Source organism: Stutzerimonas sp. R40042 (assembly GCF_026642215.1).
In the GTDB taxonomy this organism is placed as follows: domain Bacteria; phylum Pseudomonadota; class Gammaproteobacteria; order Pseudomonadales; family Pseudomonadaceae; genus Stutzerimonas; species Stutzerimonas frequens.
The window spans coordinates 1,461,837-1,479,647 of the sequence record NZ_CP113258.1 but is presented as its reverse complement, the minus strand read 5'-3'; the positions used below and the strand labels follow the sequence as shown (position 1 = coordinate 1,479,647).

Annotated in this window: 20 protein-coding genes; 5 read left to right on the top strand and 15 right to left on the bottom strand. The window is 66.8% G+C overall.

All coding sequences use genetic code 11. The annotated features are described in order from the left end of the window. Positions 1 to 17: 17 nt before the first annotated feature. Positions 18 to 566 carry a glutathione peroxidase gene (locus tag OUY36_RS07045; RefSeq protein WP_063541339.1) on the bottom strand — a complete coding sequence of 183 codons (549 nt, stop codon included), beginning with the start codon at positions 564 to 566 and terminating at the stop codon, positions 18 to 20. A gap of 155 nt (positions 567 to 721) precedes the next feature. Here OUY36_RS07045 and OUY36_RS07040 point away from each other — a divergent pair, with 155 nt between their 5' ends. From OUY36_RS07040 to modC, 4 genes are read left to right on the top strand one after another with little or no spacing between them, the layout of a single operon-like run. Continuing rightward, complete coding sequence (locus tag OUY36_RS07040) at positions 722 to 1,528, top strand: TOBE domain-containing protein (protein ID WP_161611919.1); 807 nt, start codon at positions 722 to 724, stop codon at positions 1,526 to 1,528. Positions 1,529 to 1,538: 10 nt separating this feature from the next. Beyond that, positions 1,539 to 2,291 (top strand): molybdate ABC transporter substrate-binding protein, encoded by a 753-nt coding sequence (gene modA / locus OUY36_RS07035; protein WP_267937338.1) that lies wholly within the window; start codon positions 1,539 to 1,541, stop codon positions 2,289 to 2,291. Positions 2,292 to 2,300: 9 nt separating this feature from the next. Further along, positions 2,301 to 2,978, top strand: coding sequence for a molybdate ABC transporter permease subunit (gene modB / locus OUY36_RS07030; protein ID WP_152481013.1), 678 nt, complete (start codon positions 2,301 to 2,303; stop codon positions 2,976 to 2,978). Further along, positions 2,975 to 4,072 carry a molybdenum ABC transporter ATP-binding protein gene (modC, locus tag OUY36_RS07025; protein ID WP_161611921.1) on the top strand — a complete coding sequence of 366 codons (1,098 nt, stop codon included), beginning with the start codon at positions 2,975 to 2,977 and terminating at the stop codon, positions 4,070 to 4,072. The genes modB and modC overlap by 4 nt, the downstream gene beginning before the upstream one ends. A gap of 6 nt (positions 4,073 to 4,078) precedes the next feature. On the opposite strand, the gene OUY36_RS07020 is transcribed toward modC, so the two are convergent. Continuing rightward, entirely contained in the window at positions 4,079 to 4,483 is a 405-nt protein-coding gene (locus tag OUY36_RS07020) for a RidA family protein (protein ID WP_161611922.1), read from the bottom strand. Between the two features lie 131 nt (positions 4,484 to 4,614). Here OUY36_RS07020 and OUY36_RS07015 point away from each other — a divergent pair, with 131 nt between their 5' ends. Continuing rightward, positions 4,615 to 5,550, top strand: coding sequence for a LysR family transcriptional regulator (locus OUY36_RS07015; protein WP_161611923.1), 936 nt, complete (start codon positions 4,615 to 4,617; stop codon positions 5,548 to 5,550). Here OUY36_RS07015 and OUY36_RS07010 read toward each other — a convergent pair. The 13 genes from OUY36_RS07010 to btuB all read right to left on the bottom strand — a co-directional run bounded on the left by OUY36_RS07010 (position 5,547) and on the right by btuB (position 17,723). Next, positions 5,547 to 6,278, bottom strand: a complete 732-nt coding sequence (locus OUY36_RS07010; protein WP_161611924.1) for an adenosylcobinamide-GDP ribazoletransferase — start codon at positions 6,276 to 6,278, stop codon at positions 5,547 to 5,549. The two genes, OUY36_RS07015 and OUY36_RS07010, sit on opposite strands and share 4 nt — an antisense overlap. 9 nt (positions 6,279 to 6,287) lie before the next feature. Then, on the bottom strand, positions 6,288 to 6,863 hold the full coding sequence (locus OUY36_RS07005) for a histidine phosphatase family protein (protein WP_267937337.1): 576 nt from the start codon (positions 6,861 to 6,863) through the stop codon (positions 6,288 to 6,290). After that, entirely contained in the window at positions 6,860 to 7,909 is a 1,050-nt protein-coding gene (gene cobT, locus OUY36_RS07000; protein WP_267937336.1) for a nicotinate-nucleotide--dimethylbenzimidazole phosphoribosyltransferase, read from the bottom strand. The genes OUY36_RS07005 and cobT overlap by 4 nt, the downstream gene beginning before the upstream one ends. Positions 7,910 to 7,922: 13 nt before the next feature. Beyond that, the gene (cobU, locus tag OUY36_RS06995; RefSeq protein ID WP_267937335.1) at positions 7,923 to 8,441 is read right to left on the bottom strand and encodes a bifunctional adenosylcobinamide kinase/adenosylcobinamide-phosphate guanylyltransferase; all 519 of its coding nucleotides are present in this window, start codon (positions 8,439 to 8,441) and stop codon (positions 7,923 to 7,925) included. Between the two features lie 2 nt (positions 8,442 to 8,443). After that, positions 8,444 to 9,901, bottom strand: a complete 1,458-nt coding sequence (locus OUY36_RS06990; protein WP_267937334.1) for a cobyric acid synthase — start codon at positions 9,899 to 9,901, stop codon at positions 8,444 to 8,446. Then, complete coding sequence (gene cobD, locus OUY36_RS06985) at positions 9,898 to 10,887, bottom strand: threonine-phosphate decarboxylase CobD (RefSeq protein ID WP_267937333.1); 990 nt, start codon at positions 10,885 to 10,887, stop codon at positions 9,898 to 9,900. The genes OUY36_RS06990 and cobD overlap by 4 nt, the downstream gene beginning before the upstream one ends. Continuing rightward, complete coding sequence (gene cbiB / locus OUY36_RS06980) at positions 10,880 to 11,791, bottom strand: adenosylcobinamide-phosphate synthase CbiB (RefSeq protein ID WP_267937332.1); 912 nt, start codon at positions 11,789 to 11,791, stop codon at positions 10,880 to 10,882. The genes cobD and cbiB overlap by 8 nt, the downstream gene beginning before the upstream one ends. Then, on the bottom strand, positions 11,788 to 12,588 hold the full coding sequence (locus tag OUY36_RS06975; RefSeq protein WP_230725900.1) for a cobalamin-binding protein: 801 nt from the start codon (positions 12,586 to 12,588) through the stop codon (positions 11,788 to 11,790). The genes cbiB and OUY36_RS06975 overlap by 4 nt, the downstream gene beginning before the upstream one ends. Next, on the bottom strand, positions 12,585 to 13,232 hold the full coding sequence (gene bluB / locus OUY36_RS06970; RefSeq protein ID WP_267937331.1) for a 5,6-dimethylbenzimidazole synthase: 648 nt from the start codon (positions 13,230 to 13,232) through the stop codon (positions 12,585 to 12,587). The genes OUY36_RS06975 and bluB overlap by 4 nt, the downstream gene beginning before the upstream one ends. Continuing rightward, the gene (locus OUY36_RS06965; protein ID WP_267937330.1) at positions 13,229 to 14,521 is read right to left on the bottom strand and encodes a cobyrinate a,c-diamide synthase; all 1,293 of its coding nucleotides are present in this window, start codon (positions 14,519 to 14,521) and stop codon (positions 13,229 to 13,231) included. The genes bluB and OUY36_RS06965 overlap by 4 nt, the downstream gene beginning before the upstream one ends. A gap of 124 nt (positions 14,522 to 14,645) precedes the next feature. Next, the gene (gene cobO, locus OUY36_RS06960) at positions 14,646 to 15,257 is read right to left on the bottom strand and encodes a cob(I)yrinic acid a,c-diamide adenosyltransferase (protein WP_267937329.1); all 612 of its coding nucleotides are present in this window, start codon (positions 15,255 to 15,257) and stop codon (positions 14,646 to 14,648) included. Continuing rightward, positions 15,254 to 15,823 (bottom strand): hypothetical protein, encoded by a 570-nt coding sequence (locus OUY36_RS06955; RefSeq protein WP_267937328.1) that lies wholly within the window; start codon positions 15,821 to 15,823, stop codon positions 15,254 to 15,256. Before OUY36_RS06955 ends, cobO begins: the two co-directional genes overlap by 4 nt. A gap of 46 nt (positions 15,824 to 15,869) precedes the next feature. Next, positions 15,870 to 17,723 (bottom strand): TonB-dependent vitamin B12 receptor, encoded by a 1,854-nt coding sequence (gene btuB / locus OUY36_RS06950; protein ID WP_267937327.1) that lies wholly within the window; start codon positions 17,721 to 17,723, stop codon positions 15,870 to 15,872. Positions 17,724 to 17,811 lie beyond the last annotated feature (88 nt).

Below are 17,811 nucleotides of genomic sequence, written 5' to 3'. Positions count from 1 at the left end.
CCGGGGCTTTTTCGTTTCTATCTCTGCAGCGCCTTCTCCACCGCCGCGATCAACTGCGGGTCATCCGGCTTCACCTTGCTGGAGAAATGCGCGACGACACGCCCTTCCCGATCGACCACGTACTTGTAGAAATTCCAACGCGGCGCTGTTCCGGCCTGCTCGGCCAGCTGGCGAAACAACGGCGTCGCATCGCCGCCCCGTACCGGCTGCGTCTGGGTCATGGTGAAGGTCACACCGTAATTCACGTAGCAGACCTCGGCCGTCTCGGCCTCGTCATCGGCCTCCTGGAAGAAGTCATCCGAGGGCACGCCGAGCAACTCCAGGCCGTCGTCCTTGTAACGCTGATAGAGCGCTTCGAGCCCCTTGAACTGTCCGGTGAAGCCGCAATGGCTGGCCGTATTGACCACCACCAGGGCCTTGCCCTGGAACTGGCCGCACAGATCGACGGTTTCCTTGGAGCGCAGCTTGGGCAGCTCGTGCTGTAGCAATGCCGGGCACTCGTTGGCCAGGGCGGGCGCGGCGGGCATCGCGAGCGTGAGCAGCGTGACGAGTGAGCGAAGCTTCATAGCAGTGCTCCTGAACCGGAAAGGCTCCAACCTACTCCGCCGCCGCTCGGCGAGCAATCGGCAGGTTCGGCGCTCCCTACCTCGATAGCGCTATATACAAGACGATATAACGCAATCCACAATGCCGCCCATCAACACGATTCGAAGGCACGTATATGCCCGACGCCCGTCAGCCACTGCGCGTGGATGGCCAGCTCTGGTTCAACCGGGGCGAGAAAGGCTATCTCGGCGGCAAGCGCATCGAACTGCTCGAACAAATCGAAGCGACAGGCTCCATCAGCCGAGCGGCCAAGGCCATCAAGCTCAGCTACAAGGCCGCCTGGGATGCGGTGGACGCCATGAACAACCTGTCCGAACGTCCATTGGTGATTTGCTCTGCCGGCGGCGCCCAGGGCGGCGGCACGCGCCTGACCGATTTCGGCCGGGAAATGCTTCACGTCTGGCGGCGCATGCAGACCGAGTACGAGCGCTTCCTCGCCCAGCTGGCCGAGGGTATCGAAGGCTTCGACGACATCGACCGACTGCTGAGGGCCATCGCCATGAAGACCAGCGCGCGCAACCAGTTTCGCGGCCGCATCACGGCCGTCAGCAAGGGCGCCGTCAACGGCAGCCTGAGCCTCGATATCGGTGCCGGCCAAACCATCACCGCCACACTGACCAACGACAGCATCGACGAGCTGCAACTGGCACCTGGCAAGACCGCCATGGCTCTGATCAAGGCCAGCTTCGTGCTGCTCTCCCCCGACCCGGAAGTGAAGATCAGCGCACGCAATCGCCTTACCGGCACCATCAGCGCGCTGCTGCCAGGGGCGGTGAACTGCGAGGTGAAGCTGGCACTGCCTGGCGAACGCACCCTCGGCGCCGTGATTACCAATGAAAGCGCCGAAGAGCTGGGGCTGGCGGTGGGTCAGCCGTGTACCGCGTTGATCAAGGCCTCCCACGTCATCATTGCCATCGATTGAAGGAATACCCATGCGCTCGGTCCGTCATCTATGCGCCGCCCTGCTGTTCTGCCTGCCGCTGACTGCCACCGCCGACAACGTACAGGTCGCGGTCGCTTCCAATTTCACCGCGCCGATGCAGAAGATCGCCGCCGCCTTCGCCCGCGACACCGGCCATCGCGCCGTGTTGGCGTTCGGCGCCACCGGCAAGTTCTATGCGCAGATCCACAACGGCGCCCCCTTCGAAGTACTGCTGTCCGCCGATGACAGTACCCCGCAGCGGCTCGAGAACGACGGCATCGGAATCGCCGGCAGCCGCTTCACCTATGCCATCGGCACCCTGGTGCTGTGGTCGCCTCGCGAGGGGTACGTCGACCCGCAAGGCAAGGTTCTGAGCGACGGCGACTTCCGCCACTTGGCCGTAGCCAATCCGAAAACCGCACCCTACGGCGCTGCGGCGATGGCCACGCTGGACCGCATGGGCCTGCGTGAAAAACTGCGGCCACGCTTCGTGCAGGGCGAGAACATTGCGCAGACCCACCAGTTCGTTGCCAGCGGCAATTCCGAGCTCGGTTTCGTCGCGCTGTCGCAGGTGATCGAAGACGGCCGCATCGGCAAAGGCTCGGGCTGGGTGGTGCCGGCAGACCAGCACGCGCCGATCCGTCAGGACGCGCTGCTGTTGCGCCATGGCGAAGGCAACCCGGCCGCTCAGGCGCTGCTGGCGTACCTCAGAGGCGAGACCGCCAAGGCGCTGATCCGTGAATACGGCTACGCAGTGGAGTGAGGCGACGACATGCTCGACGGTAGCGATCTCGCAGCCATCTGGCTGACGGTAAAGCTGGCCAGCGTCACCACCTTGCTGCTGTTGCTGCTGGGCACACCGCTGGCCTGGTGGCTGGCGCGCACCCGTTCTAGGCTGCGAGGCCCGATCGGCGCGGTGGTGGCGCTGCCGCTGGTATTGCCGCCTACCGTGCTGGGCTTCTACCTGCTGGTTGCGTTGGGCCCCAACGGCCCGATAGGCCAGCTGACGCAAAGCCTTGGCCTCGGCTTGCTGCCGTTTACCTTCGCCGGGTTGGTGGTCGGCTCGGTGCTCTACTCCATGCCCTTCGTCGTGCAGCCCTTGCAGAATGCCTTCGAGGCCATCGGCGAACGTCCGCTGGAAGCCGCCGCCACGTTGCGAGCCGGCCCATGGGACACCTTCTTCAGTGTGGTTCTGCCGCTTGCCCGCCCCGGCTTTGTCACCGCCAGCATTCTCGGTTTCGCCCATACCGTCGGCGAATTCGGCGTGGTGCTGATGATCGGCGGCAACATTCCGGAGAAGACTCGGGTCGTCTCGGTGCAGATCTACGATCACGTCGAGGCCATGGAGTACGCCCAGGCTCACTGGCTGGCCGGCGGCATGCTACTGTTTTCTTTCCTCGTGCTGCTGATGCTTTACGGCAGCCGCTTCAGACAGGGGTGGCGCGGATGAGTGAGCTCAGCAATGACAATGCCATCCGCGCGCGCTTTCGCCTGGATTACCCCGATTTCAGCCTCGACGTCGACCTGCAGCTGCCCGGCCGTGGTGTCACCGCGCTGTTCGGCCATTCAGGCTCCGGCAAGACCACCCTGTTGCGCTGCGTCGCCGGGCTGGAACGCTCTGGCCGCGGCGAACTGAGCGTCAACGGCGAACACTGGCAGGACTGCGCGCAAAACCTGTTCGTGCCACCGCATCGTCGCGCCATCGGCTATGTGTTCCAGGAAGCCAACCTGTTCGCGCACCTGTCGGTGCGACGCAATCTGGAATTCGGCATGCGCCGCGTGGCGTCAGCGCAGCGCCGTGTAGCGCTGGATCAGGCGGTAGCGCTGCTGGGTATCGACCATCTTCTCGAACGCATGCCGGATCGCCTTTCCGGCGGTGAACGCCAGCGTGTCGGCATCGCCCGTGCACTGCTGACCAGCCCGCGCCTGTTGCTGATGGATGAACCGCTGGCGGCGCTCGACCTCAAGCGCAAGAGCGAGATCCTGCCTTATCTGGAGCGCCTGCACGAGGAACTGGATATCCCTGTGCTCTACGTCAGCCACTCGCCGGACGAAGTGGCGCGGTTGGCCGATCACGTGGTGCTGTTGGAACAGGGTCGCGCCATCGCCCAGGGCGAACTGCGAGAGACCCTGGCCCGGCTTGACCTGCCGACCGCCTTCAGCGAGGACGCCGGCGTGGTGGTGGAAGGCGAGATCGCCAGCCACGACGCCCACTACCACCTCACCCGGCTGACCTTTCCCGGCGGCGAAGTGCTGGTCTCGCAGCGCCCGGAAGCCCTGGGCCAGCGTCTGCGCTTTCGTGTGCATGCCCGCGACGTGAGCCTGGCGCTGCAGCGCGCCGAAGGCAGCAGCATCACCAATCTCCTGCCGGCGCGGGTCGAGGCCATGGTCGCAGCCGATACGCCGGCGCACGTGCTGGTCCGCCTCGATGCCGGCGGCACGCCGCTGCTGGCGCGGATCACCCGGCGTTCCGCGGATCAGCTGGCGGTCACCCCCGGCCAGCAGTTGTGGGCGCAGATCAAGACGGTAGCACTGCTGAGCTGAGCGGGATCAAGCCTCGGCCGGCTCCGGCAGCTTGGCGATCACCTTGATCTCGAACTGGAAGCCGTAAAGCCAGGTAACCCCAACCGCGGTCAGCGTCGGATGCGGCGCAGCGCCCCAGTAGTCGGGCACGACCTTCCAGACCCGCTCGAAGATCGCCTGCGGATCGACCATGAACACGGTGACGTCGATGACGTCGTCGAAAGTGCAGCCTGCCGCTCCGAGAATCGCGTTCAGGTTATCGAAGGCGCGCCGGACCTGCGCCTCCAGCTCCGGTTCGGGTGAGCCGTCCTCGCGGCTGCCGACCTGGCCGGAGACGAACAGCAAGCCATTGGCACGGATGGCCGGGGAATAACGATTGCGCTCGTAGAGCGCCTGACGGCCCGGCGGAAAAACAACGTCACGCGGTGTCATATGCAACCTCCAGCAAGGGTCGGAGCGACCCGATGAATGAAGGCCTCACTGTAGAAGGCGCATAGCGCTGGATAAACGCGCCAGGTCGCTCAACACTATTTGCGTAATCCAAACAATCCTCGGGAGTTCAGATGGACCGTTTCGATGCGATGCAGGCCTTCGTTCGCGTGGTGGATACCGGCAGCTTCACCAAGGCCGCCGAGACCCTGCGCATCAGCAAGACCAGCGTCACCCAGCAGGTCCAGCAACTCGAGGCGCGCCTTCGCGTCAGGCTGCTCAACCGCACCACACGCCGGGTCAACGTGACCGCCGACGGTGCCGCCTATTACGAGCGCGCCCTGCGCCTGCTGGCGGATCTGGACGACGCCGAAACCAGCCTGTCCGCCGCCGCGGCAGTACCTCGAGGACGCTTGCGCGTGGACGTCCCCAGCCCGCTGGCGCGGATGATCCTGATTCCGGCATTGCCAGCCTTTTATGCGAAGTATCCGGACATCCAGCTGGACATGGGTGTCAGCGACCGGCGGGTGGACCTGATCGGGGAGAACGTGGACTGCGTCGTACGCGGTGGGGAAATCACCGACCAGTCACTGATCGCCCGCCACGTCGGCGACCTGCGCCTGGGCGTTTACGCGGCCCCTGGCTACCTCGAACGCGCCGGCGTGCCGACACACCCGAGCGAGCTGGAAAACAGCCACCACCGTGTCGTCGGCTTTCTCTGGGCGCGCACCGGCAAACCGACGGCGTACGTCATGCAGCGACAGGACGAGCAGGTTCAGGTGCACGGCCGCTATGCGCTTGCCGTGGACGACGGCAATGCCTGTCTGGCCGCGGGGCTGGCCGGGCTGGGCATCATCTGGCTACCGGAGTACATGGTCAGAACGCACCTGGCCAACGGCGAGCTGTTGCCACTGCTGCAAGACTGGCGGCTCGATGAAATGCCGCTGTACCTGGCGTTCCCACCGAATCGGCATGTCAGTGCCAAACTGCGCGTGCTCATCGATTGGGTCATCGAGCTGATAGCGCAGCATGCGCCCGTACTCGACCGTCGACCGGTAGCCGACCGCTAGAGCTGCAGCGCCAGCCCTACCAATACCGTGCACTCCACCAGCTCCAGCAGCGCACCGGCGGTATCGCCAGTGGTGCCGCCAAGGCGCCGCAGCATGGCGCGCCGCCCCAGCAGGAAGGTCACGGCAGCCAACGACAGGGCGATCAGCCCGCTGCTGCCGAACAGCAAACACCCCACCGCGACCAGCGCCAGTACGCCACGCGCCCCGCCGTGTGGCAGATTCGCTGCCAGCGCATGACCAAGTCCGTTGGGCCGCACATAGGGCGTACAGAGAAACAGCGCTGGCAGCGCTGCGCGACCGAGCACCGGCGCCAGCAACAGTGCGGAATACTGTTGCGCCTGGAGCAATGCCAGCAGCGCGCTGAATTTAAGCAGGAGCAGAAGCACCAGGACCACCACGGCGACCGGGCCGCTGCGCGGGTCCTTCATGATTTTCAGCGTGCGCTCGCGGTCGCCGAAGCCACCCAGCCAGGCGTCGGCACTATCGGCCAGCCCATCGAGGTGCAAGGCGCCGGTCAGCGCGACCCAGAGGGTGAGGAGCAAAGCCGCCTGTAACAGCGCTGGCGCCCCGTCCAGCACAAATGCGGCCAGACAGAGCAGCGCGCCGAGCAACAGACCTACCACCGGGTAATACAGCAACGAACGCCCCTGCTGCTCGGGCTCTGGCATTGCCGGCAAGCGGATCGGCAGGCTGGTGAGAAATTGCAGGGCGATCAATAGCGGCAGCATCGGCAGGTCCTACTTCTCGACGGCGACCGGTTCACCCGCCGGACAAGCGTCCAGCGGCAGCAGTTCGCCGTGGGCCACTACCACCTCCAGCAGCCGCTCCCTTGGCAAGCCCCGCGCGTACGCCAGCAGCAAGCGCATCACGCCGGCATGACAGATGACCAACAGTCGCTGGCCGGCAAAGCGCTGCCTAAGACAGTCGATGGCAGCCAGCACGCGCGCCTCGAACTGCACCAGCGGCTCGCCACCAGGTGGCGTAAAACCGTAGGGATCGGCCCAGAACAGGCCGAGCGACTCGGCACTGTCCTGCATCAGATCGGCGGCGTTACGGCCTTCCCAGTCGCCAAAATGCAGCTCGCGCAGGTCCGGCTCCAGCTGCAACGGCAAACCCTGCTGCGCGGCCAGCTCCCGCGCGAAGGCGGAACAGCGCTGCAGCGGCGAGCTGACCAGCACGTCCCAGGGGCCGGCGCCAGCAACCGCATCGCGCATCTGCTGCCAGCCACGCTCAGTCAGCGCATCGTCGAGGCTGCCGCGAAAGCCGCCGCCCTGCTCGGTCTCGCCATGGCGCAGTAGGTCGATGCGCGTCATGCAGTTCGGTCCGAAACTTCGGCTTCAGCGAACGTCGCCATGTCGTTGTGCAGCGCACAGGCCTGCTGCAACAGGGGCACCGCCAGCGCCGCCCCGCTGCCCTCCCCCAGGCGCAAGCCGAGATCGAGCAGCGGCACGGCGCCAAGTGCTTCCAGCACCGCCAGATGACCGGGCTCGGCAGAACGATGGGCGAAGATCAACCAAGGCCGCGACGCCGGGCTCAGCCGCACCGCACAGAGCGCGGCAGCGCTGCAGATAAAGCCGTCGACCAGCACCGCAATACCCAGCTGCGCACAGCGCAGATAGGCACCCGCCAGCGCCGCGATCTCGAAACCACCCAGTCGGCGCAGCGCTTCCAGCGGCGCGACGCAATGCTCGGCGTGCAACCGAATCGCGTTCTGGATCACCTGGATCTTGTGGCGAATGCCAGCCAGATCGAGGCCGGTGCCCGGCCCGACCAGGGTCAACGGCGAGCGCGGCAACAGCACGGCAGCCAAGGCACTGGCGCTAGTGGTATTGCCGATGCCCATTTCGCCGCCGATGAATAGCTCGGCTGAACCGTGCGCGGCGCGCTGCGCACTGTCGCGGCCGGCCGCCAGGGCCAGGCGTAACTGCTCGTCACTCATCGCCGCTTCGCGCGCCAGGTTCGCCGTGCCAGGGCCAAGCCGCAAATGGCTTACGCCCTCCAGTTGCAGCGGCTCCACGGTGCCCAAATCGATCACCTCCAGCGGCGCGCCGAGCCGCTTCGACAACACGCTGAGCGCCGCCCCGCCGCCGACAAAATTGCGCAGCATCTGCCCAGTCACCGACTGCGGATAGGCCGAAACACCCTCTTCCACCACGCCGTGATCGCCAGCGAACACGCTGACATGCAGGCGCTCGACCTGCGGCCGCTCGCTGCCCTGCATGGCTGCCAGAGCCACCGCCAAGGCTTCGAGCTGGCCGAGCGCACCACGCGGCTTGGTCAGCTGGTCCTGGCGCGCCAGCGCCTGGACACGCACGGATTCATCCAGCATCCGGCAAGGCTCGTTCCACCAATCGTGCATCAAGGCGCCTCCTTCACTGTGCGGCCTTCAATGTCATGGGCAGCCCGGCGACCATGAAGGTCACCCGCTGCGCCCGTTCCGCCACGGCCTGGTGCAGCCAGCCGGCCTCGTCGACATAACGACGGGTCAGCTCACCCAGCGGCACCACGCCGAGGCCGGTCTCGTTGCTGACCAGCAGGATCCGCCCCGGCAACCCGTCCAGGCATTCGAGCAGGGCATCACGCTCCTCGGCGAGGCGCATCGCGTCGTCCAGCATCAGCAGATTGGTGAGCCAGAGGGTCAGGCAGTCGACCAGCAGGCAGCGATTCACGGCAGCCTGTTCGCGCAATACCCGCGCCAGTTGCAGGGGTTCTTCGACCAGCGCCCAGTGCGCCGGGCGCCGCTCACGGTGATGGGCGATGCGCGAGGTCATCTCGCCGTCCAGCGCCTGGCTGGTGGCGATATAGGTAACCGCCAGGCCGCTTTCGGCAGCCAGACGCTCGGCAAAGCGGCTCTTGCCCGAGCGGGCACCGCCAAGAATCAGTTCCAGCACCTTCAGCCTCCCAGCCCGCAGAGCGCGCGTAACCGCGCGGTATCCAGATGCGTCTCGACCAGGTCGGCGAGGCGCTCGATGTCGCGCTCGCGCAAACCGTGGTAATCGATGGTTTGCACCGCCTCGAGGCCCGCCCAGCGCAGCAACGCGGCACAGGCTTCGGGGCCTTCGAACAGGCCGTGCAGATAGGTGCCGAGAATCTGCCCATCGGTGCTGACGGCGCCATCGCCGCGCCCGGTGTCCAGCTGCACGGCTGGCTGCTCGAGGGCCGGGCCAGAGCTGACACCGGCATGGATCTCGTAGCCCCTGACTGGCACGCCTTCCGGCAGCAACCGGCCCTGCACGTTACGCAGCTGCTTGTCGGCTTCGAGTACGGTGGCGAAGTCCAGCAGACCAAGCCCGGTGCTTTCGCCCGCTGCTCCTTCCAGCCCGAGCGGATCGGCAATGCGCATGCCGAGCATTTGCAGGCCGCCGCAGATGCCCAGCAGCTTGCCGCCGTAGCGCAGGTGCTTCCGGATCGCCGCTTCCCAGCCGTTGGCGCGCAGCCACGCAAGGTCGGCACGAACGCTTTTCGAACCGGGCAGGATGATCAGATCGGCAGCCGGGATCGCTTGCCCGGCACCGACGAACTGCAGATCGACCTGCGGGTGCAGGCGCAACGGGTCGAAGTCGGTGTGGTTGCTGATGCGCGGCAATGCTGGCACCACCACCTTCAGCGTCTCGCTGGCCTTGCCGGACTGGCGCACGTCGATGGCATCCTCGGCTTCCAGATGGAAATCCATCAGGTATGGAAGCACGCCCAGCACCGGCTTGCCGGTGCGCTGTTCCAGCCAGTCGAGACCGGGCTGCAACAACGCGATATCGCCGCGGAAGCGGTTTATGACGAAGCCCTGCACCCGCGCCTGCTCGCTCGCCGAGAGCAATGCCAGGGTGCCGACCAGATGGGCGAACACCCCACCCTTGTCGATATCGGCGATCAGGATCACCGGGCAGTCCACCGCCTCGGCGAAGCCCATGTTGGCGATATCGCCGGCGCGCAGATTGATCTCCGCGGGCGAACCGGCGCCCTCGACCATCACCACGCGATAAGCCGCGGACAACCGGCGATGCGAGTCGAGCACCGCCTGCAGCGCCACGCGCTTGTAGTCGTGGTAGGCCACTGCGTCCATGCTGGTCACCGCACGGCCGTGGATGATCACCTGGGCACCGATGTCGCTGTTGGGCTTCAGGAGCACCGGGTTCATGTCGGTGTGCGGCGCGAGATTCGCCGCCTGCGCCTGTACCGCCTGAGCCCTGCCGATCTCGCCGCCATCTGCAGTCACCGCGCTGTTGAGCGCCATGTTCTGCGGCTTGAACGGCACGACGGCAACGTCCTGGCGCACCAGCCAGCGGCACAGCGCGGTCACCAGCGTGCTCTTGCCGGCGTCCGAGGTGGTGCCCTGCACCATCAGCGTGGTCATGGATGTTGCTCCCTGAAGGATTGCAGCGCCTGATCCAGACGCGCCCAGCCGACATCGGTCGGCAGGCCGAAGCGAACGCTGGAAGGCTGCGCGAAAAGCCGGGTGAGAATGCCCCGACGGGCGAGAAAGTCATGCAACAGCGCGGCGTCGGCGCTGACCCACCACTGGAACAGCGCGCAGCCGCCCAGCGGCGCAAGGCCATGGCGGCGTAGCAGGTCGGTCAGACGCTGGCCGTCGCAGTGCAGGCATTCGCGCTGGCGCTGCTGAGCAGCCTGATCAGCCAGCAGCACTGCGCCCAGCTGCCGCGTCGGGCCATTCACCGTCCAGGGTCCGAGCAGCCTGGCGAGCGAACGCAGCAGGCCAGTGTGGGCAAGTACGAAACCCAGTCTCGCGCCGGCCAGGCCGAAGAATTTGCCGAACGAGCGCAGCACGATCAGTCCGGGCAGGTGGCTGTGCTCGGCCAGACTGTGCTGCGGCATGCAGTCCATGAACGCCTCGTCCACCACCAGCCACCCGCCATAAGCCGCCAGCTCGCTGCGCCATTCCAGCAGACGCTGCGGCGCGATCATCTGGCCGGTGGGATTGTTCGGGTTGACCACCACCAGCACGTCGAGCTGATCCAGTGCACGCGGCACGCTGGCCTCGCAGAGCTCGACGACCCGATGGCCGGCGCGACGCCAGGCCTCGGCGTGCTCGGCATAACAGGGCGATACGATGCCGACTCGCGCCGACCCGCGCAGGCGCGGCAGGGCCTGGATGGCACTCTGCGAACCGGCCACTGGCAACACCGCGCGCGCACCGTAGTACTGCCGGGCCGCTACTTCCAGGCCATCTTCAGGCTCTGGCAGACGTGTCCAGGCGCAGCTGGAAATGCTCGGCAACGGCGGGTGATAAGGGGCGATACCGGTGGACAGGTCGAGCCAATCCGACAGCGGAATGCCGTAGCGCTGTGCGGCTGCGCGCAGTCGTCCACCGTGCTCAAGCATAGAGCCAGCCACCGAACAGCAGCGCCAGCAGCCAGACACCGACGCCAGCCCAGACCAGGTCCAGCGCATGTTCGATATGTCGCGCCTGTGGGGCCTGGCCGCGCCCCAGCTCGGGGCGCGCATGCACTTCACCGTGATAGATGGCGGCGCCACCCAACACCACGCCCAACGCTCCGGCGCCTGAGGCCATGACCGGACCGGCGTTGGGGCTGTCCCATAGCGGCGCCTGGGTGCGCCAGCAACGCAGCGCGCGGCGGGTGCGCCCGAGCAATGCATAGGTCAGCGCGACCAGCCGTGCCGGCAGGTAGTTGAGCACGTCGTCGATGCGCGCCGCGGCCCAGCCGAAGCGCTCGAAGCGCGCGTTGCGATAGCCCCACATGGCGTCCAGCGTATTGCTCAGGCGATACAGCACCACACCTGGCGCGCCCGCGACGATGAACCAGAACAGCGCGGCGAATACTGCGTCGCTGCCGTTCTCCAGCACCGACTCGGTGGCCGCGCGGGCTACACCCTCCTCGTCCAGTTGCGTGGTATCGCGGCTGACGATCCAGCCGACGCGGCGGCGTGCCTCGGGCAGGTCATGCCGCCACAGCGCCTGCGCCACCGGCAGCGCATGCTCGCCCAGGCTGCGCAGGCCCAGGGCCAGATAGAGCAGAACGATCTCCACCAGCCAGCCGACGGTCGGTAACAGGCTGAGCAGCCAGGCCAGCAAGGTCAGCGGTAGCACCGCCAGGCACCAGGCGGTCACCCCATGACTGCGCCAGCCGCGCGCCGCAGATCCGTTGAAATGCTGTTCCAGGCGACCGGCCAGGCGCCCGAAGGCTACCAGTGGATGCGCCCGCTTCGGCTCCCCGAGCAACGCATCCAGCAGCAGCGCCGCGCTGACGGTGAGGAACAGACTCACTCGGCCCTCTGCGCGCAGGCACTGATCAGCGCATGCAGTTGGCGTACGCCGTCAGTCAGCACCGCCGGGCCGGGGTTGAGGATGTCCGGCGACTTGATCTCGTGCAGCTGGCCCGTGCGCACCGCCGGAATCGCCTGCCAGCCTGGCCGAGCGGCAACCTGCTCCGGCCGGAAGCGGCGCCCGCACCAGGAGCCGACGATTAGCTCCGGCGCGCGGCGCACCACTTCCTGCGGGTCCTCGATGATGCGTTGCTTGGCGCGCTTGAACGACGCCAGCTCGGCGAAACAGTCCTCGCCACCGGCCAGTTCGATCAGTTCGCTGACCCAGGCGATGCCCGAGATCAGCGGCTCGTTCCATTCCTCGAAATACACCCGCGGCCGGCGCGGCAAGCTGGCGGCGCTGGCGCGAATGGCATCCAGCCCGGCCTGCAGCTCGGCGATCAGCGCCCGCGCGCGCTCGCCGGCATGCACCAGCGCACCGAGGGTCTCGATCATGCGCAGGATGCCGGCGACATCGCGCTGGTTGAACAGATGCACTTCCAGCCCTTCGCGCGCCAGCTCGGCGAGCATGTTGCCCTGCAGGTCGCTGTAGCCGAGCACAAGGTCCGGCTCCAAGGCGAGAATCTGCTCATGCTTGACGCTGGTGAAGCCGCTGACCTTGGGCTTCTCCTTGCGCGCCTGCGGCGGGCGCACGGTGAAGCCGGAGATGCCGACGATGCGCGCCTGCTCGCCCAGCAGGTAGAGCGTTTCGCAGGTCTCGGTGGACAGGCAGACGATGCGCTGCGGCCCCTTGCTCATTTCGCCTCCCAGGCATTTTCGAAAACCAGTTCGTGCAGCGGTCGCGGCGTGGTCCAGCCTTCCAGTGCCAGCATCGGTGCCGGGTAGAACTCCTGCACCGGCCCGAGACAGAGGATCGCCACCGGCTTGGCACCGTCCGGCATACCGAGCAAGGCGGCCAGCGCGGCGGGATCGAAGAGTGACACCCAGCCCATCCCCAGGCCTTCCGCCCGCGCCGCGAGCCAGAGATTCTGGATCGCGCAGGCCAGCGACGCGAGGTCCATCTCCGGCAGCGTGCGGCGGCCGAAGATATGTTGTTCGCGGCCATCCATCAACGCGGCGACCAGCAGTTCGGCGCAATCCTCGATGCCCTCGACCTTGAGCCGCATGAACTCGGCGGAACGCTCGCCGAGCGCCTGGGCGGTGCGCCGGCGCTCCTCACCGACCAGATCGGCGATGGCCGTGCGCAACTCGGGGCGGGTGATGCGGACAAAGCGCCACGGCTGCATCAGGCCGACGCTGGGTGCCTGGTGCGCCGCGCTGAGCAGCCTCGACAGCAGCTCCATTGCCACCTCGCCGCCGGCGAAATGGCGCATGTCGCGTCGCTCGCCGATGGCGCGATAGACCGCCGCGCGCTCCTGAGGGCTGAAAGCGTGCGCGCTCATGGCCGGAACAGCGCCGCGGCGGCTGCCGGATCGGACGGCAGGTACAGGTGGATGTAGGACGCCGTCAGCCGGCCCCGGCGGTAGACCGCTTCGGCGGTGCGCTTGTAGTTCGGGCATTCGCCGCGAGCCAGCGGCTCGAGTGGCGACTCCAGCGCCGAATGATGGAAGGTGTGCCCGCGCAGTCGCCCTTCCGGCAGCTCCACTTCCTGCAGCGCCAATGCCGTCAGGCGCTTCTGCATGCGCGCCTCGCCGGGCAGCAGGCCGAGCATCTGCGCGCGCTCGTCGCCACGGTCGGTCAACCCGTCGAGCAGGTAGAGCATGCCGCCGCACTCGGCGAGGATCGGCTTGCCCGCCTCATGATGCGCGCGGATCGCCTCGGCCATGGCGCGGTTGCGCGACAGGCCGCGCAGGTGCAGCTCGGGATAGCCGCCCGGCAGGTAGAGACTGTCCACGGCCGGCAAGCGGGCGAAGCGCAGCGGCGAGAAAAACAGCAGCTCGGCGCCCAACGCCTGTAGCAGGTCGAGATTGGCCTGATAGAGAAATGCAAAGGCGGCATCGCGTGCGACGCCGATGCGTACACCCGCCAGCAGAGGTTCGAGCGGCGCGCTGGCCGGCGCGGCGAAGCTGACCGGGGCAGGCAACTCGGTGTCGGCACTGCGTGCCAGCGCATCGGCCGCGGCGTCCAGACGGGCGTCCAGATCAGCCAGCTCCTCGGCCTGTACCAGCCCCAGGTGCCGGCTGGGCAGCTCGACCTCGACGCTGCGCGGCAGGGCGCCGTACCAGCGGATCGACTCCGGCAGGCTGTCGCGCAGAATCTCGCCATGCCGGGCGCTTCCGACCCGATTGGCCAGCACGCCATCGAACGGCAGGTCCGGCTGGAAGCTGCTCAGCCCGTGCGCCATGGCGCCGAAAGTCTGCGCCATGGCCGAGCCATCGATGACCGCCAGCACCGGTACGCCGAAGCGCCGCGCCAGATCGGCCGCCGAGGGCGCGCCATCGAACAGGCCCATCACGCCTTCGATCAGGATCAGGTCGGCCTCGCCCGCCGCTTCCCAGAGCAGGCGTCGCGACTCCTCTTCGCCGACCATCCACAGGTCGAGCTGATAGACCGGCTTGCCACTGGCACGCGCGAGGATCATCGGGTCGAGAAAGTCCGGCCCGCACTTGAACACCCGCACGCGCTTGCCCTGCCGCGCATGCAACCGCGCCAGAGCCGCAGTGACGGTGGTCTTGCCCTGGCCGGAGGCCGGCGCGGCGATCAACAGCGCCGGGCAGCTTCTACTGGTCATTGCGGTCTCTCATCAGCAGCGTAGGGTGGATGACGCTTCACCCATCCACCGACCACGCCGAGGGTGGATGAAACAGACGCCATCCAGCCTACGCAACGGTCCGTGAATGTCTTGAGCGCAGGCATCAAAATTCGACGCCTTTCTGCGCCTTCACGCCGGCCTTGAATGCGTGCTTGATCAGGCCCATCTCGGTGACGGTATCCGCCGCCTCGATCAGACCCGCCGGCGCGCCGCGACCGGTGACTACCACGTGCTGCAACAGCGGACGCGACTCGATGTCGGCGAGCACCGGCGCCAGTTCCAGATAGCCGTACTTCAGGGCGATGTTCAGTTCGTCGAGCACCACCAGGCCGATCTCGGGATCGGTCAGCAACTCGGCCGCCACCGCCCAGGCCTCGCGGGCCTTGGCGATGTCGCGCTGGCGATCCTGGGTTTCCCAGGTGAAGCCCTCACCCATCACGTGGTAGCGGACCTCGTCCGGAAAGCGCCGGAAGAACGCCTCCTCGCCGGTGCTGGCCGCGCCCTTGATGAACTGCACCACGCCGACCTTGATGCCATGGCCGAGCGCACGCGCGACCATGCCGAAGGCGGAACTGCTCTTGCCCTTGCCGTTGCCGGTGTGCACCAGCAGCAGGCCGTACTCGTCCTGCGCCTCGGCGATCTTCTCGTCGATCAGCGCCTTCTTGCGCTGCATGCGCGCCTTGTGGCGATCATCGCGTTCGCTGGATTCGCTCATGCGCGGGCCTCGTCACGCTGCCCAGACCAGGCGCGCAGACCGACGAACAGCAGCGCGGCGACGCCGACATACAGCGCAAGGGTCGACAGGTAGCGCGGGTAATAGGTGGCGATTCGGTCGACCAGCAGCGCCAGCGTCGGCTCCGGGTAGCGCCCGGAGAAATAGAGGAAGCCGCCGCCGGAGAACAGGTAGCAGACGAAGGCGCTGGCCATCACGCACAGCGCCAGGGTCGCCAGGCTGCTGAACTGGTCACGATGCAGACGGGCGTAGAGCCGGCCGCCCAGCCACAGCGAACCGTAAGCCGGCACGAGCATCCAGTAAGCTGGCGACATGCACCAGTCGCTGACCCCGGCCCACTGGATGGCGGCGAAATCCAACAGCGACGCCTCGAGAAACAGTGCCGGAAACACCCACTTCGGCCGCACCAGGACGCCGGCGAGGAAGAACACCGCCCAGGACGCGCTCGGCAGGTTGACGCTGGCGAAGTGCTGTCCGCGGGTCATGGCCAGCAGCGCGGCAAGCGCGAGGCCGCCCAGCAGCTGGTATCTCGGGGCAAGCTTGATCATTGCAGTCTCCTTCTGTGGGCGCGGGCGACATGCCCGCGCCGCGGTCTTACAGCGCCTGGTAGCGCACGGTCAGGTAAGCGGCCTGGCCGGGCTGGTTGTAGCCCTCGGCGGTCTCGTAGTCGGCATCCAGCAGGTTGGCGACGCGCGCCTGCAGACGCCACTCCGGGGTGATGCGGTATTCGCCGCGCAGGTCGAGGGTGGCGTAGCCGGACAGCTCGCGGGTGTTGGCCAGGTCGTCGTAGCGCTGCCCTTCGGCGTGCAGGCTGGCACCGACGCTGAAGGCACCGAGCCGACGGTCGACATCGAGGTTGAACAGCTGCTTGGCCCGACGCGCCAGTTCGTTGCCGCGGTTGGCGCCGGCGGAGCGGTTCTCCGGTTCCAGCAGGCTGTAGTTGGCATTCCAGTCCCAGCCGAGCAACTGGCTGCCGAGCACCAGCTCGACCCCACGGATGCGCGCTTCCTGCACGTTGGCCGGAGCGGAGATGCTGGCGTCATAGGCGATCAGGTCATCCACTACGGTGCGATAGGCATTCACTGCCCAGTGGCCCCAGACATGCTGCCCGGCAAGGCCGATCTCGAGGCTCTCGGAGGTTTCCGCATTCAGCTCGGGATTGCCGTAGTTGGGGAAATACAGCTCGTTGAAGGTCGGTGCCTTGAATGCCGTGCCGTAGCTGATGGTGCCGCGCAGCCAGTCGGTCAGCGCATAGCCGTAGCCGATGTTGCCGGTGTCGTGCTGGCCGAACTGCTCGTTGTCGTCCCGGCGCAGCGACAGCTGCCAATCATGGCGGCCGACTTCGCCCAGGTACTGCGCGAAATAGCCGTCGTTGTCCCGGGAGTCCTCGGCATAGACCGTGGTGCCGTTGACCTCGTCGCGCTGGTGATCGGCACCCAGGATCAGCGTATGCCCCGCAGTCAGCTCGATATCGTTCTGCCAGCTGAGCGTGTCGCGACGGCTGTCGAAGCGTGAATAGAACTGCCCGTCCTGATAGGCATCGGATTTGTCTTCGCTGCGTCCGGCCTGCAGTGTCACCCGCCAGGGTTCCAGCGGACTGAAGCGCGCACGGGTGCCGAAGACCCTCGACTCACCATCGGCATTGGCGCCGAAACCGGACGTGCGGGCGCGGTTTACGCTGTCGTAGTCGTTATGGGATTTGGCCTGCAGCAGGTTGGCGTCCAGCTCCAGGCCGTTGTCGAAGCGGTAGCCGGCGCTCAGTGTCGCGGACAGGTTGCGATAGCCGTCGGCGTCACGTTCGTAGCCGCTGGTGTCCGCCGACTTGACGTTGATGCCGTCGGTGTCCGAGCCGCTGACGCCCAGGCTGTACCAGCCACGACCGTCGCCGCCGGAAACGCCGGCGCTGCCGGTATAGGTGTCATGGGTGCCGTAGCCGGCCGAGAAGAACGGCTTGACGCCCTGCCCCTGGCCCTTGCGGGTGAATATCTGGATCACCCCGCCGATGGCCTCCGATCCGTACAGGCTGGAACGCGGACCGCGGACCACCTCGATGCGCTCGATCAGCTCCAGCGGCAGATCCTGCAGGGCCGCGCCGCCGCCCGTGACCGAGCCGATCTTGATGCCGTCGATCATCACCAGCACATGATCGGATTCGGTGCCGCGCATGAACAGCGAGGTGGACTTGCCGGGCCCGCCGTTGTTGGCCAGCGAAACGCCAGGCACCTGCTTGAGCAGCTCCGGCAGCGAATTGGCCTGGCTGCGCTCGATCCGCTCGCGGTCGATCACGGTTACCGCGGCCAGGCTCTGCTGAGCCGTCTGCGCGGTACGGGTGGCGGTCACCACCTGTTGCTGGAGATCCAGCGGGGCTGCGGCCAGTTGGCCGATGGAAAAGGGAAAACTGCCGAGCAGCACATAGGCCGCTGGCTTGAAACGGGGCTTGCCAGTCAAGGTTCAGGTCTCCGTCGTGCCCACCCGCACGACTGAAAGTCGACGAAGACAGACGGAGGAACCGCAAAAGGAAGGGAATACCGCGAGG

Excerpts from the sequence above, each read along its gene's own strand:
- cobD (WP_267937333.1), bottom strand. The coding sequence starts at position 10,887 with ATGCTTGAGCACGGTGGACGACTGCGCGCAGCCGCACAGCGCTACGGC.
- OUY36_RS07020 (WP_161611922.1), bottom strand. The coding sequence starts at position 4,483 with ATGACACCGCGTGACGTTGTTTTTCCGCCGGGCCGTCAGGCGCTCTAC.
- OUY36_RS06990 (WP_267937334.1), bottom strand. The coding sequence starts at position 9,901 with ATGACCACGCTGATGGTGCAGGGCACCACCTCGGACGCCGGCAAGAGC.
- OUY36_RS07045 (WP_063541339.1), bottom strand. The coding sequence starts at position 566 with ATGAAGCTTCGCTCACTCGTCACGCTGCTCACGCTCGCGATGCCCGCC.
- OUY36_RS07005 (WP_267937337.1), bottom strand. The coding sequence starts at position 6,863 with ATGACGCGCATCGACCTACTGCGCCATGGCGAGACCGAGCAGGGCGGC.
- modB (WP_152481013.1), top strand. The coding sequence starts at position 2,301 with ATGCTCGACGGTAGCGATCTCGCAGCCATCTGGCTGACGGTAAAGCTG.
- OUY36_RS07010 (WP_161611924.1), bottom strand. The coding sequence starts at position 6,278 with ATGCTGCCGCTATTGATCGCCCTGCAATTTCTCACCAGCCTGCCGATC.
- cobT (WP_267937336.1), bottom strand. The coding sequence starts at position 7,909 with ATGCACGATTGGTGGAACGAGCCTTGCCGGATGCTGGATGAATCCGTG.
- modC (WP_161611921.1), top strand. The coding sequence starts at position 2,975 with ATGAGTGAGCTCAGCAATGACAATGCCATCCGCGCGCGCTTTCGCCTG.
- OUY36_RS06965 (WP_267937330.1), bottom strand. The coding sequence starts at position 14,521 with ATGACCAGTAGAAGCTGCCCGGCGCTGTTGATCGCCGCGCCGGCCTCC.
- OUY36_RS07040 (WP_161611919.1), top strand. The coding sequence starts at position 722 with ATGCCCGACGCCCGTCAGCCACTGCGCGTGGATGGCCAGCTCTGGTTC.
- OUY36_RS06975 (WP_230725900.1), bottom strand. The coding sequence starts at position 12,588 with ATGAGCAAGGGGCCGCAGCGCATCGTCTGCCTGTCCACCGAGACCTGC.
- cobO (WP_267937329.1), bottom strand. The coding sequence starts at position 15,257 with ATGAGCGAATCCAGCGAACGCGATGATCGCCACAAGGCGCGCATGCAG.
- OUY36_RS07015 (WP_161611923.1), top strand. The coding sequence starts at position 4,615 with ATGGACCGTTTCGATGCGATGCAGGCCTTCGTTCGCGTGGTGGATACC.
- bluB (WP_267937331.1), bottom strand. The coding sequence starts at position 13,232 with ATGAGCGCGCACGCTTTCAGCCCTCAGGAGCGCGCGGCGGTCTATCGC.
- OUY36_RS06955 (WP_267937328.1), bottom strand. The coding sequence starts at position 15,823 with ATGATCAAGCTTGCCCCGAGATACCAGCTGCTGGGCGGCCTCGCGCTT.
- modA (WP_267937338.1), top strand. The coding sequence starts at position 1,539 with ATGCGCTCGGTCCGTCATCTATGCGCCGCCCTGCTGTTCTGCCTGCCG.